Origin of the sequence: Martelella mangrovi, assembly GCF_040545495.1 — a bacterium.
GTDB classification, from domain to species: domain Bacteria; phylum Pseudomonadota; class Alphaproteobacteria; order Rhizobiales; family Rhizobiaceae; genus Martelella; species Martelella mangrovi.
In genome coordinates this window covers 384,498-398,731 of the sequence record NZ_JBEPLY010000001.1, presented here as the reverse complement: position 1 = coordinate 398,731, position 14,234 = coordinate 384,498, and the positions used below count along the sequence as shown (strand labels likewise).

The following is a 14,234-nucleotide window of genomic DNA, read 5'->3' as shown; positions in this document are numbered from 1 at the left end:
GGCGTTGCCACCCGGCGGTTTAGTATTCACGGCGTAAGCAGTGCTTACTGGTCGTCGCGGCCCTTCAGGGCGGCGCCGAGAATGTCACCGAGCGAAGCGCCGCTGTCGGACGAACCGAACTGTGCAACAGCTTCCTTCTCCTCGGCGATTTCAAGCGCCTTGATGGAGAGCATGACCTTGCGGTCGCGCTTGGAGAAGTTGGTGACGCGGGCGTCGAACACCTGGCCGACCGAGAAACGCTCGGGGCGCTGTTCGTCGCGGTCGCGGGCCAGATCCGAACGGCGGATGAAGGCCGAAACATCGTCGTGGTTGACGAGCTTGACTTCGACGCCGCCATCGTTGGTGTCGGTCACTTCGCAGGAAACAACAGCACCCTTGCGCAGTTCGCCGGAAGCGGCTGCTTCCGTCAGCGAATCCTTGCCGAGCTGCTTGATGCCGAGCGAGATGCGTTCCTTTTCGATGTCCACATCGAGAACAACAGCCTTGACGATATCGCCCTTGTTGTATTCCTCGATGACCTGCTCGCCCGGACGGTTCCAGTCGAGATCGGAAAGGTGAACCATGCCGTCGACGTCGCCTTCGAGACCGATGAACAGGCCGAATTCGGTCTTGTTCTTGATCTCGCCTTCGACTTCCGTACCGGACGGATGCGAGAAGGAGAAGGCTTCCCACGGATTTTCAAGCGTCTGCTTGAGACCGAGCGAAATGCGGCGCTTGGCCGGATCGACTTCGAGAACGACAACTTCGACATCCTGCGTGGTCGACAGGATCTTGCCGGGGTGGACGTTCTTCTTGGTCCAGGACATTTCCGAGATGTGGATCAGGCCTTCAATGCCCGGCTCCAGCTCGACGAACGCACCGTAATCGGTGATGTTCGTAACGGTACCGGAAATCTTCTTGCCTTCCGGATACTTGGCCTGGATGCCATCCCACGGGTCAGCTTCAAGCTGCTTCATGCCCAGGGAAATGCGGTGCGTTTCCTGGTTGATGCGGATGATCTGAACCTTGACGTTCTGGCCGATGGACAGAAGCTCGGTCGGGTGGTTGACGCGACGCCATGCCATGTCGGTGACATGCAGCAGACCGTCGATGCCGCCGAGATCGACGAAGGCGCCGTAATCGGTGATGTTCTTGACAACACCTTCAACGACCTGGCCCTCTTCGAGGTTCTGGACGATTTCCGAACGCTGTTCCGCACGGCTTTCTTCAAGAACGGTCCGGCGCGAAACGACGATGTTGCCGCGGCGCTTGTCCATCTTGAGGATTTCGAACGGCTGCGGCGTGTGCATCAGCGGGGATACGTCGCGGATCGGACGGATGTCCACCTGGGAACGCGGCAGGAAGGCGATCGCACCGTCGAGGTCGACCGTGAAGCCACCCTTGACCTGGTTGAATATCTGACCTTCGACGCGCTCGCCGGCCTCGAACTTGGCTTCGAGCTTGACCCAAGCCTCTTCGCGACGGGCCTTCTCACGCGACAGAACAGCCTCGCCCAGCGCGTTTTCGATGCGCTCGACATAGACTTCAACTTCGTCGCCGGCCTTCAGTTCGCCATCCTTGCCGCGCACGCCGAATTCCTTCAGCGGCACACGACCTTCGACCTTCAGGCCGACGTCGATGATGGCCATATCCTTTTCAATGGCGGTGACCAGGCCCTTGGCAACATAGCCTTCGGCAAGATCATTGTTCGCGCCGAAGGATTCCTCGAGCATTGCGGCGAAATCGTCGCGCGTGGGGGTTTGTGCAGTCATAAAAACTCCTGGATCGTGTCGGTCATTTCAGGCCGAACACGCGTTGCGCCGGTGGCTGGTGTTGATCTTTGGCTGTCACCGCATCCCTCTTCACCCTGTTTCAGGGCGAAAGAGCATTCCGGCGCATGGATGCAGTGAAAACCTCAATTTGCGGAGCCTCCTCCGCATGCATTACGGGTCGAGCCGCTTGTCCACATACGCGCAGGCGGCCCGAAACGCGGCTTCTATACCCATTTTGGACGTATCAAGCAAGTGCGCATCGTCCGCGGGGCGCAAGGGACTGTCCTTTCGCCCCATATCGCGTTCATCGCGACGGCGCACATCGTCCAGAATCTGCGTGAAATCCGCCGTCTCGCCTCTGGCCACGATCTCGTCATAACGCCGTCTGGCGCGAATTTCCGCGTCTGCCGTGACATAAAGCTTCACCGGCGCATCGGGGCAAACCACCGTGCCGATATCACGGCCGTCGAGCACTGCGCCCCTGCCGGCCTCGGCAAAACGCCGCTGGGCTTCAACCAGCGCCACGCGCACCGACGGCATAGCTGCGACTTTCGATGCCGCTTCACCGATTTCGTGCGCCGACAGCACGGCGCGATCGAGATTGCCGAGATCAATCGCGGCGGCGGTTTCGGCGGCAATCGTCTCGTCATCGAGGGGTTTTCCCGCATCGACAAGCGCCTTGGCGGTGGCCCGATAGGTCAGGCCGGTATCGAGATGCGGCAAACCGTAATGTTCTGCCAGCTTGCGTGCGAGCGTACCCTTGCCGGCCGCCGCCGGTCCGTCGATTGCGATGACAAAGCCCATGAAGATCGTCCCGTTCCGTTTGACGGTGACATAGCGCATCACCGCAAAGATCAAAACCGGTTATCGAACGCATCCGCCGGAAAACAAACGAAACAGGCCCGGACATCATGACCGGGCCTGTTTGCGAGAATTCTGAATGCCTGGCGCTTATTCCGAAGGACCGTCCGCCATGGCCGGCGTCTTGTCCTTGTCGGCAGGCGTGTCCTTGGCGGACGCATCATCTGCACCGGCTTCGGCCTTTGGCGTGCGGCGGCGACGTGCCGGCTTTTTCGGAGCTTCCGCCTCTGCGGCATTTGCCTCTGCAGCGTTCACCTCGGCGGGAGCGGCATTGCCTTCCTCGCCGCTATTGTCGGCGGCAGCGGCGCGCTTGGTGCGGCGCGGACGGCTGGCGGCCGGTGTGCGGCGGCGTGACTTCGGCGCCGGCTGGCCATCAGCCTCTTCGGCTGCAACCTCGGCGGGTGTTCCGTCAATAACCGGCTGCGGCCCGTCGGCATCGACCTGTTTTTCCTGCCTGCGCGGCTGTTCCTTGCGTTCGCTGCGCTCATCGGCCGACGGCTGGTTGCCGTTATTATTGTTCTTCCTGGCCGCATTATCGTCATTGTCGTCATTGCTGTCGGAGCGGTCGTCACGCTGGTGACGCTCCTGAAGCTGGGACTGGGCGGCGGCGATGATGCGGTTATAGTGCTCGGCGTGCTGGAGGTAGTTCTCCGCCATGACACGGTCGCCCGAACTTTGCGCATCGCGCGCAAGCGACATGTACTTTTCGGCGACATGCTGCGCGGTGCCCCGCACCTTCACATCAGGACCGGTACTGTCATAGGTCCGGGTCAGCGGGTTGGCGCCCTTGCGGTTAAAGTTATTATTGCCGCCGCGCCCCCGGCTGCGCTTATTCTGCTGTCCTGGCCTCATGGAGTATTCACCTGAATTTTCTGTCAATGGTCGAGCTTGTCCGTCTACCGCTTTCGCATCAGCGAAACATGACGGCATAGCCCCGTCGGCAGGGCAAAACGCGCGCTGCCATTCGTGGAATCCAAATACCTGAATCACGCAAAAAACGGCATGTCACAATGAACCAACATTGGACGGAAAACCTTGAGACTGCGGCCAAGCGACGAATCGCTGTTTCTTTCAGTCACCGTTTTGCGTGCGTGCAACCTATCGTGCTTGTCCCGAAATTCCAAGCCCTTTCTTCACCTGTTTTCAAAAAGGCCGGACCCGGGGCGATTTTCAGCTTTTCCGAGCGCTTGCAAAAATGACAACGCGGTCATTTCCGCCCAGATCCCGATGGCTTTCCACCGGCGTGAAGCCCGCTTCACGGAAGATTGCTGTTACCATGTCCTTCTGGTCAAAGCCGATTTCAAGCGCGATAACGCCATTTTCGGCGAGATGAGCATCGGCTTGCGCCGCGATTGCCCGATAGGCGTCAAGACCGTCTGCACCGCCGTCCAGCGCAAGAGCGGGATCATGCTCCCGCACCTCCGGCGCCAGCGTCGCGATCACATCAGACACGATATAGGGCGGATTTGACACAATCATGTCGAAACGACCCTGCACCGCGGAAAACCACGGCCCGCGCCTGGTGACGAAACGGTCTGCAACACCATTTATCAAGGCATTGGCGCGCGCCGTTTCAAGAGCCCCTTCGGCAATATCTGTCGCCAGTGCTGTGGTTTCGGCACAATTTTTCAAAAGTGCGACCGCAATGGCCCCGGTTCCGGTACCCAGATCGACAATGCGGGCAGCCCCGTTGCGCTGCACCGCCCGTTCAAGCCAGGGCAGACAGTGCTCGACCAGAATTTCGGTATCCGGCCGCGGTTCCAGCGTATCGTCAGACAGCATGAAATCGAGCCCGTAGAATTCGCGGGCGCCGAGGATCCGGTAGACCGGTTCGCAGGCAAGCCGCCTCTTGACGGCCGCCGCAACGGCAGCCTCCTCGTCAGCCTCCAGTTCGCGCGCGCCCTCGCTCATCATCCCGGAAAGCGAAAGGCCGAGTATGCCGCTCACCAGATGCCGGGCGTCGTCTGCCGGTGCATCGAGCCCGGCTGCGGCAAAGGCGTCAGCGGCCTGACGATAGATCGCCTGAAGTGTCGCCACGCCCGTTTCCTCAACCGTCCTGAACGCCGAGAAGGGCAAGCTGGCCGGCCTGGTAATCGGCAACCAGCGCATCGACGATCTCGTCGAGATCGCCGGCAATCACCTGATCGAGCTTGTAAAGCGTGAGATTGATGCGGTGGTCGGTGACGCGTCCCTGCGGGAAATTATAGGTGCGGATACGCTCGGAGCGGTCGCCGGAGCCAACCTGGCTCTTGCGGTCGGCGGAGCGCTCGCTGTCGGCGCGCTGGCGTTCCATGTCGAACAGCTTGGCGCGCAGAACCTGCATCGCCTTTGCCCGGTTCTGGTGCTGCGATTTTTCCGAGCTGGTGACGACGATGCCGGTGGGAATATGGGTGATGCGCACCGCCGAATCGGTGGTGTTCACATGCTGGCCGCCCGCACCCGACGAGCGCATCGTATCGATGCGGATATCGTCCGGACGGACTTCGATATCGATATCCTCGGCTTCCGGCAAAACGGCAACGGTGGCGGCGGAGGTGTGGATACGGCCACCGGCTTCGGTTTCCGGCACACGCTGAACCCGGTGCACGCCGGATTCGAATTTCAGCCGTGAAAACACGCCCTTGCCGGAAACAGAGGCGATGATTTCCTTGTAACCGCCGGCATCGCCCTCGCTGGCCGACAACACCTCGACCTTCCAGCCCTTGTCCGATGCGTAGCGCTCATACATGCGAAACAGGTCGCCGGCAAAAAGCGCGGCCTCGGAGCCGCCGGTTCCCGCGCGGATTTCCAGCACCGCGCTTTTCTCGTCCGCCGCATCGCGCGGCAAAAGCAGAAGCTGGATTTCGCCGGACAGCGCCTCGATACGCTCTTCCAGTTCCGGCACTTCCATTTCCGCCAGCGCGCGCATTTCCTTTTCGGTCTCGCGGTCGGCAAGCAGGCTGTTGAGATCGGCAAGCTCGCTTTCGGCGGCCTGATAAGCACGGATTTTTGCGACAACCGGGTCCAGCTCGGCATATTCAGAGGCGAGTTTCACATAGGTTTCCGCGTCGGGACCCGATGACATGCGCGCCTCGACCTCGGAAAACCGCCGTTCCAGTTCCCGCATCTTTTCCTGTGGTAGCCTCGCCACGCCTCGTCATCTCCGCTTGTTGTTGGTGTTGTTGCCGCTTTGTCTTCTCGGGCGTCGCTAAAGCGGAATATTGTGCTCGCTGGCGAAACGCTCGAGCAGCGCGCGCATCGGCGTCAGATTGGACGGGTCATCGAGGGCCGCATTCACAACGTCGCTGACGGCGGCAATGTCGAGACCGAGCAGCATCGCCTTTACCGGCCCGATGGCCGTTGCAGACATCGAAACCGAGCGGTAGCCGATCGCAAACAGCGCAAGGGCGGAAATCGGCTTGCTGGCATATTCCCCGCACAGCGTCACCGGCACATTGTTGCGCTCGCCCGCCCGCACGATATCGCGCAGCATCCGGAGGAAGGGCTTGCTGACCGTGTCATACCGGTCGGCGACACGGGCGTTGCCGCGATCGATCGCCATGAAGAACTGATAGAGATCGTTGGACCCGACGGAGACGAAATCGACCTCGGCCATCAGCTCGTCAATCTCGTAAAGAAGGGCCGGCACTTCCAGCATGGCGCCAAGCTCGATCCGGCGCGGCACCTGATGGCCGAACCGGGTGAGGTGCTGCACTTCCTTGGCCATCAGGGCCCGGGCCGCGCGAATTTCGCCGACCTCGGAAACCATCGGCACCATCACCCTCAGCGTTTCGCCGGCCGTGGCCTTCATCAGGGCGCGAAGCTGCATGCGCAACAGATAGGGCCGGTCGAGCGCCAGACGGATGGCGCGCCAGCCCATGGCCGGGTTTTCCTCTTCCTGCGCGCGGAAATAGGACACCACCTTGTCGGAGCCGATATCGAGCGTGCGGAAGGTGACGGGACGATTGCCCGCATGATCGAGCACCTGCCGGTAGAAGCTTTCCTGCTCGGCCGCCTTGGGCATGCGCGAGGCGATCATGAACTGCAGCTCGGTGCGGAACAGGCCGATGCCTTCCGCGCCGCTGTCATCCAGCTGCGGCAGGTCGACCAGCAGCCCGGCATTCATCATCATCCGAACCCTGACGCCGTCAGCCGAAACCGGATCGACGGAGCGAAGCGCGCGGAACTGTTCCTGGCGGCGTGCGCGCAGCCTCAGCTTTTCCTCATAGGCCGTCACGACGGCATCAAGCGGGCGCACATGCACCTCGCCATCATCGCCATCGACGATCACGGCATCGCCGTTTTCCACCTGGGCTGCCACGCCGGTGGCCTGTCCGATGACCGGAATGCCCATGGCGCGCGCCACGATGATGACATGGCTGGTCGCCGATCCGTCCTCAAGCACGAGACCGCGCAGCTTTTCGCGCGGATAGTCGAGCAGTTCGGCAGCGCCCATGGCGCGCGCGACGATAATCGCGTCGTCGGGGAACCCCTCGCCGTCGGCATCGACCGAATGGCCGGTCAACTGGCGCAGCAACCGGTTTGCAAGATCGTCGAGATCATGCATGCGGTCGCGCATGAAGGGATCGGTCAGGCGGATCATCCGCGCCTTGGTATCACTCTGGACCTTTTCCACCGCGCCCTCGGCCGTCAGGCCAAGCGTTATCGCCTCTTCCAGCCGCCGGACCCAGCCGCGATCATGGGCAAACATCCGGTAGGTTTCCAGCACCTCGCGGTGCTCGCCCTCGGCGGAAACATCGTTACGCTGCAAAAGCTCGTCGATCGAAAACCGCAACTTTTCCATCGCCGCGCGCAGCCGCGCGATTTCGGCATCGCTGTCCTCGTTGACGAGGTTATTGACCATGATGCGCGGCTCGTGCAGCACGGCATGGCCAAGCGCAATGCCTTCGCCATAGGCATCGCCGGAGAGCGAAACCGTGCGGGTCAGGTCAAGCTCCATCCCCGGCCGGGTGATTTTCTTCAGGTCTCCGGAGGCGATCAGTTCGGCCAGCAGCATGGCCCCCGTCTGCAGCGCCTCGACCTCTTCCTCGCTATAGGCATGCTCATCGGTGTTCTGGACCACGAGAACGCCAAGGGTACGGCCGGCGCGCAGGATCGGCACGCCCATGAAGGAGTGATAAATCTCTTCGCCGGTTTCGGGCAGATAGCGGAAGGCCGGGTGCGACTGGGCATCCGACAGGTTCAGCGGCCGTGCGGAAGCCGCAATCGTGCCGACCAGACCCTGGCCCATCCTGAGGCTTGCCAGGTGAACCGCGTCGCGCTTCAATCCCTGCGTAGCGTAAAGCTCAAGCACGCTGTCAGCCCGCAGGACATAAACCGAGCACACGGCCGCCACCATATTATCGGCGATCTGGCCGACGATACGGTCGAGACGATCCTGCGGCTCCAGCGGCTCCGCCATCAGTTCCCGGAGCCGTTTGAGCAGAATACGCGGACTCGGTGCTTGGTGATTCATCACAGTCTGTCCCCGGTGGAGAAGCCTCAAAAGCTTCATTCGGAATGTCCTGAAAACAATTTTCAGGACATTCCGCTACGGCTTATTTATCGAGACCGTAGCAGGAATGCAAAGTTCTGACAGCAAGTTCGGCGTAGGCGCCGTCGATCAGAATCGAGATCTTGATCTCCGACGTGGTGATCGCCTTGATGTTGATGCCCTTCTCGGAAAGCGCCTTGAAGGCCGATGCGGCAACGCCCGAATGCGAGCGCATGCCGATGCCGATCACCGAAATCTTCGCCAGTTCGGTTTCGCTCTGGACCGCGTCATAGCCGATATCGTCATGGCGGGCGGCAAGCGCTGCCTTGGCCTTGTCCACGTCGGAGGCCGGCACGGTGAAGGTCATGTCGGTATGGGTGCCGTCCTCGGAAATGTTCTGGACGATCATGTCGACATTGACATGAGCCTCGGCCAGCGGGCCGAAAATGGCCGCGGCAACGCCGGGGCGGTCTTCCACACGGCGCAGCGAGATCTGTGCCTCATCCTTGGCATACGCGATGCCGGTCACGACTTCCTGTTCCAAAATCTCATCCTCGTCGCAAATCAGGGTCCCGGGCGGATTGTCGAAATCGCCCATGCCCGGCGCATCCGGCGCCTCGAAACTCGACCGCACGAATGTGCGCACTTTATGAACCATCGCCAGTTCGACCGAACGCACCTGCAGCACCTTGGCGCCGAGCGAGGCCATCTCCAGCATTTCCTCGAATGCCACTTTCTTCATGCGCTTGGCTTTCGGCTCGACGCGCGGATCGGTGGTGTAGACGCCATCGACATCGGTGTAGATATCGCAGCGATCGGCCTTCACGGCAGCAGCAACCGCGACAGCGGAAGTATCGGAGCCGCCGCGACCGAGTGTCGCAATCCGGTTATCCGGGCCGATACCCTGAAAGCCGGCGCAGACGGCGACCTGGCCTTCACCCATGCGTTTGACGATATCCGAACCGTCAATATCATCGATGCGGGCGGCGCCATGGGTGCTGTCGGTTCTGATCGGCAGCTGCCAGCCCTGCCAGGAGCGCGCATTGACGCCCATCGACTGCAACACGATCGCCAGCAGCCCCGAGGTGACCTGTTCGCCGGAGGAGACGACCACGTCATATTCACGCGCGTCATGCATCGGCGAGGCTTCGCGGGTCCATTCGACCAGTTCATTGGTCTTGCCGGCCATGGCGGACACGACGACGGCAACCTCGTGGCCGGCATCGACCTCGCGTTTGACATGACGGGCCACATTGCGGATTCGCTCGATATTGGCGACGGACGTGCCGCCGAACTTCATGACAATGCGGGCCATATTCCAACACTCGACTTCAAGAACGTCCAAAAGCGATGGCGGACGCAACACCATGACATTTCCGTCGGGTTCCGATCGACGGCCGGCTCAGGTCGCGACCGGAGCTGAAGCCGGAAAGCTGCGGTTTCTTAGCGAAATCGGACACCGCGCGCAATGGCGCTTGGCAAGAGTTTGTGCACGGCAGGTAACGCAAAAGTTCTATTTGCCCGAAAGGCCGGTCGGCATGACCACCGGTCCGCCATCCGCATGGCCGAAAAAGGCCTCCACACCATAGACCCGACGCAGATTTTCCGCCGTCAGCACGGTTTCGGGGGTTCCCTCCGCCACCACGCGGCCTTCCGACAGCATCACCAGACGGGTACACCAGCGCGCGGCAAGCCCCAGATCGTGCAGCGAGCAGACCACCGACCGGCCCTCCCGCAGCAGCGAGACGAAGACCTCCATCAGCGCAATCTGGTGGGCGGGATCGAGGCCCGCGACGGGTTCGTCGGCCACAAGCAGCGGCGTGGTCTGGGCCAGAGCGCGGGCAATCAGCACTCGCGCGCGCTCGCCACCCGACAGCGTATCGGCGCGGCGCTCGGCAAGCGTGTCGACCCCCATGCGCTCCATGGCGCGGGCGACGATCTGACCACCGGCCTCGCCGCTTTCCCGCCAGGGCTGACGCCCAAGCCCCACGACGCGCCGCACCGCAACGGCCCAGGCAATCTCGTGATCCTGCGGCAGATAGGCCACCACCCGCGCGCGCTGCAGCGGCGTCATCTGCGCCAGCGGCATTTGCAACAGACTGACATCGCCCGATGCCTCGATCAGCCCGAGACAGGCCCTCAGCAGCGTCGACTTTCCCGCACCGTTCGGCCCGATCAGGCCGACCAGTTCGCCATGGCCGACCGAAAAGGCGACATTGTCGACAATCGCGCGCCCGCCGATGCGGACAGTGAGCTTGTCAGCCTCCAGCAACATCAGATCAGCTCCCGGCGTGTCTTGTAGATCAGCCACAGGAAAAAGGGCGCGCCGATCAGGGCGGTCACGACCCCGATCTTCAAATCCCGCTCCGGCGCGATCAGCCGGACGGCGACATCGGCGGCGAGCAGGACAGCAGCCCCCCCGAGCGCGCTGGCGGGCAGAAGGCGCGAGGGCAAGGACCCGACAAGCGGACGCAGCAGGTGCGGCACCACAAGCCCGACAAAGCCGATTGCGCCGGAAACGGCCGTTGCCGCACCGACACTTGCGGCCACGCCCCAGATCACCTGCCGTTCGGTGGTTTTCGGCGCATGGCCGAGACTGACGGCCGCATCATGCCCGAGGATCATGGCATCGAGCGCGCGGGCTGCGGAAAACAGCAGCACCCAGCCGAACGCCATGAACGGGATGGAGAGCCAGAACTGCAACATCGAGCGATCGGCCAGCGAACCCAGCATCCAGAACATGATTTCCGTGGCGGCGAAGGGATTGGGCGAAAGATTAAGCGCAAGCGAGGTCATGGCGGCGGCAAAACTGGTGACCGCGACACCGGCGAGGATAATGGAAAGACTGCGCGCGCCGCCGCCGGCAAGAAACCGCACCAGCACCACGGAGGCAAAGGCGAAGGCAAGCGCCAGAATCGGCAAGGCCAGCACAAACAACGCCGAAAGCCCGGTATAGATCGCGATCACCGCGCCGAACGAGGCCGACGCCGAAACGCCGAGCAGGCCGGGCTCGGCCAGCGGATTGCGCAGATAGCCCTGCAGCACCGCGCCCGAAAGGCCGAGCGTTGCCCCGATGGTGAACCCCAGCAGCGCGCGCGGCAGCCTGATCTCCTGCATGATCAGCGCAATCGCGCCCGCATCCCGGCTGAAAAGCCCGGCCAATGCCGCCCGGAACCCGAAACCGGCTGGACCAACCGTCAGAGACGCCAGAAAAAGCAGACTCACGAGCACGCCAAGACCGGCAAGAAGCAGGCAATAACGACGCTGTTCACTCATGTCCGTTGCCTTCCGCGAGGCCACTCCTGAGGCGGACGATTGCGTCAAGATTGAACGGCCCGCCGCAGATCGTCAGACGACTAGGAAGATCAATGAGTTCTACCTTTTCGGCCGCTGCGCGAAACGCGGGATGGGCAAACGGCGCCTCGGCCAGTGCGGGTGCATCATAGCCGCTGTCGCCGCCGATGATAACCTCGGGCGCCGCCATGATCAGGCGTTCGAGCGGCAGGCGGCCGAGACCATCGATACCGGCGGAAATGCCGATATTGTCGAGCCCCGCATCGGCAACGATATCGCCGGCAAGCGTGCCCTCGCCCGAGGTGTAGCCATTGGCATAGTAAAGCGCTGCGGTCTTGCCGCTTGCCGGCTGTTCCAGCAGGGCCGCGCGCATTTCATCCATGTCCGCGACAATCCGTTCGGCCGCCGCCTCACGCCCCAGAAGATGACCCATGCGCAGAAGATTGTCGCGCACATCCTCAAGCGAGGCCTCCGGCGCGAATTCGGCAACGGGGACACCGAGCCGTTTCAGAAGGTTGACCGTCTCGCGGGTGGTATAGCTGCCGGCGAGCACCAGATCCGGTTTCAGAAGGAACACTTCCTCCGCCTGCCCGTGATTGAGCGGATAGGCCGCGGCCTCTTCCGCCATGGCGGAGACGGCCGGATCGACGGCAAGAGCCGATATGGAAATGAGCTGCCCCTCGCCCGCAAGCGCCATCGCCATCTGATCGGTGCACAGATTGATCGAGACCACACGGGCCGGTGCGTCTCCTTCATCGAGTGCAAGAGCCGAAGGAACAGCAGAAAACAGGCAAAGAAGGCCGGCGCAGACGGCTTTGACAGACAGCATTGTTCGAGCCGACCGCGCCGACCGCATCATCTAGAACGTCCTTTGGTAGGAAAGCGTCACCGTGGTGCCGGGCGCATTATAGCCGTAGGCGGTCTCATAGTCTTCATCGAACAGGTTCTCCACCGCGAACTTGACGCGGGCGGCCTGATCGATGTCGTAGAGCGCCGAGACATTGACCAGCGTATAATCGCCAAGCTGGGGATTAAAGCTTGCCGTATTGGTCCAGCGGCTGCCGACATATTCGATATCGGCATTGAGATTGAGCGCCTCGGTTGCCTGCCAGCTTGCGGCTGCCGTCAACTTCAGACGGTTCTGATTGGCGATATACTGGTCACTGGTTTCATTTTCGGGCAAACGATATTCGAAGCCGAAATCAAGACCGAGACGATCATCCATGAGCGCTTGCGACCAGACCGCCCGCACACCGGAAATCTTCGCCTTGTCGATATTTTCCATCGTGCCGATATACGACGGCGGCGCGGACACATAGGCGATCATGTCGTCGATATGGTTCTCATAATAGACGAGGTCGATGACCGTGCCGTTGCCCGAATCCCAATTGATGCCTGCTTCCCAGTTCTTCGAGGTTTCCGCGTCGAGATCCGGATTGCCCATATAGGAACCGTCATAGGCCCAGTAGAGATCGTTGAAGGTGGGGGCATTGAAGCCCGTGGAAAACGAGGCGCGCGCCGTCAGGCCGGGGACGAGTTCATAGCCAACCCCGGCATTATAAGTAAGCGCGCCGCCGAACTGCTCGTCGGCATCGTAGCGCAGGCCGGCATTCAGCGTCAGCGCCTCGTATTCAAGACCGTACTGGCCATAAAACGCGCCGACATTGCGGCTGGTCTCGGTGTAATCGACGGAACTGTCCACCGTCTCGCGATAGGCCTCGCCACCGAGGGTGAAGGTATTGAGCGCTCCGCCGGTGAACACTTCCTTCGTGGTGGAGGCGGAAAGACCAAACCGGTTGGTGTCGTAATGCGTGTCGGCTTCCGGATGGCCATCGCGGAAATTCTTCTGGTAGTCGAAGGCCGAGTAGATTTCGAAGACCGACGACCAGTCGTCGGAATGATCCACTTCGGCACCGAGCTTGAAGGCCGAATTGGTCTGGATCGACTGATTGGCGCCGTAGACCGTGTCTCCGGTCACCCAGTCGGCATAGGGCGCGCTGTCGAAATGCGGGTTGGAGCGGGCATAAAAGCCTTCCGAATAGAGCCGGCCCCAGGTGAAGTCCTTGCCGATCGAATAGTTGAGCGAGCCCTGCAGGAAACCATCGCGCCCGGCTTCATGAACCGAATTGGCCGGCGTGGTGAAATCATAACCCTCGGTCCCGATCAGGGAGAGGCCGAGATTGAAATCGACGCCGTTGTCGGTGATCCCGCGCGTGGCGATCGTGCCGAAGCCGCCCCAGGGCCAGGTCACACCGGTTTCGACCGTGGTGCAGATCGCCGCACCGTTCGCACAGGCCGATCCGTCCCTGGTAATGATGTTGATGACACCGCCGATCGCATCCGCGCCCCACTGGGCGGAGTGCGCGCCTTCGGCGATTTCAACCCGTTCGATGGCCGACAGCGGTATATTGGAAAGATAGGCCGAGCCCGCCGTGGCGGAGGCCACCCGCATGCCGTCGACAAGCACCAGCGTCTGCGATGCGCTTGCCCCCCTCAACGTCACCGAGGCCTGCGCGCCCTGCCCGCCATTGGTGGTGATGTTGACGCCCGGATATTTCCGCAGAAGCGACGGCAGGTCGGGCGCTGCGGATTTTGCGATATCTTCCTCATCGATCACCGTCACGGTGGAGGTTGATTGCGTGATCGTTGAAGGACGGCGCAAAGGCGTGGTCACATAGACCGGTTCAAGCTCGGTCACGACATCGTCGAAAGGCGCGGCGTCCTGCGCCAGCACCTGCTGTGCCGGTATCAGGGCCAAAAGCGCGGCAGAGGCCGCAAGCAGAGATTTGTTCATTCCATGTCCCCAAGGCGGTCGGCGTGACGCCGGCCGAAAAAGCCCGTCGGGGACAACTGCT

At 61.8% G+C, this 14,234-nt stretch carries 11 protein-coding genes; all 11 read right to left on the bottom strand.

Annotation, left to right across the window (positions count from 1 at the left end; genetic code table 11):
• Positions 1 to 44: 44 nt before the first annotated feature.
• On the bottom strand, positions 45 to 1,751 hold the full coding sequence (gene rpsA / locus ABID12_RS01870; protein WP_106307313.1) for a 30S ribosomal protein S1: 1,707 nt from the start codon (positions 1,749 to 1,751) through the stop codon (positions 45 to 47).
• Positions 1,752 to 1,922: 171 nt separating this feature from the next.
• Entirely contained in the window at positions 1,923 to 2,555 is a 633-nt protein-coding gene (gene cmk / locus ABID12_RS01865) for a (d)CMP kinase (RefSeq protein ID WP_354432868.1), read from the bottom strand.
• Positions 2,556 to 2,702: 147 nt separating this feature from the next.
• The gene (locus ABID12_RS01860) at positions 2,703 to 3,464 is read right to left on the bottom strand and encodes a DUF4167 domain-containing protein (RefSeq protein WP_354432867.1); all 762 of its coding nucleotides are present in this window, start codon (positions 3,462 to 3,464) and stop codon (positions 2,703 to 2,705) included.
• Positions 3,465 to 3,782: 318 nt separating this feature from the next.
• Positions 3,783 to 4,649: a peptide chain release factor N(5)-glutamine methyltransferase gene (gene prmC, locus ABID12_RS01855; protein WP_354432866.1), complete on the bottom strand. Its 867-nt coding sequence runs from the start codon at positions 4,647 to 4,649 to the stop codon at positions 3,783 to 3,785.
• Positions 4,650 to 4,659: 10 nt separating this feature from the next.
• On the bottom strand, positions 4,660 to 5,742 hold the full coding sequence (gene prfA / locus ABID12_RS01850) for a peptide chain release factor 1 (RefSeq protein ID WP_106307304.1): 1,083 nt from the start codon (positions 5,740 to 5,742) through the stop codon (positions 4,660 to 4,662).
• Positions 5,743 to 5,799: 57 nt separating this feature from the next.
• Positions 5,800 to 8,067: a phosphoenolpyruvate--protein phosphotransferase gene (ptsP, locus tag ABID12_RS01845; protein WP_106307395.1), complete on the bottom strand. Its 2,268-nt coding sequence runs from the start codon at positions 8,065 to 8,067 to the stop codon at positions 5,800 to 5,802.
• A gap of 82 nt (positions 8,068 to 8,149) precedes the next feature.
• A complete protein-coding gene (locus tag ABID12_RS01840; RefSeq protein WP_106307392.1) occupies positions 8,150 to 9,400 on the bottom strand; it encodes an aspartate kinase in 1,251 nt (416 codons plus the stop codon).
• A 198-nt stretch (positions 9,401 to 9,598) separates the two neighbouring features.
• Positions 9,599 to 10,360 (bottom strand): ABC transporter ATP-binding protein, encoded by a 762-nt coding sequence (locus ABID12_RS01835; protein WP_354432865.1) that lies wholly within the window; start codon positions 10,358 to 10,360, stop codon positions 9,599 to 9,601.
• Positions 10,360 to 11,361 carry a FecCD family ABC transporter permease gene (locus tag ABID12_RS01830; RefSeq protein ID WP_354432864.1) on the bottom strand — a complete coding sequence of 334 codons (1,002 nt, stop codon included), beginning with the start codon at positions 11,359 to 11,361 and terminating at the stop codon, positions 10,360 to 10,362. The genes ABID12_RS01835 and ABID12_RS01830 overlap by 1 nt, the downstream gene beginning before the upstream one ends.
• A complete protein-coding gene (locus ABID12_RS01825) occupies positions 11,354 to 12,208 on the bottom strand; it encodes an ABC transporter substrate-binding protein (RefSeq protein ID WP_354432863.1) in 855 nt (284 codons plus the stop codon). The genes ABID12_RS01830 and ABID12_RS01825 overlap by 8 nt, the downstream gene beginning before the upstream one ends.
• Before the next feature lie 30 nt (positions 12,209 to 12,238).
• Positions 12,239 to 14,173 carry a TonB-dependent receptor domain-containing protein gene (locus ABID12_RS01820; protein ID WP_354432862.1) on the bottom strand — a complete coding sequence of 645 codons (1,935 nt, stop codon included), beginning with the start codon at positions 14,171 to 14,173 and terminating at the stop codon, positions 12,239 to 12,241.
• Positions 14,174 to 14,234: the final 61 nt, after the last annotated feature.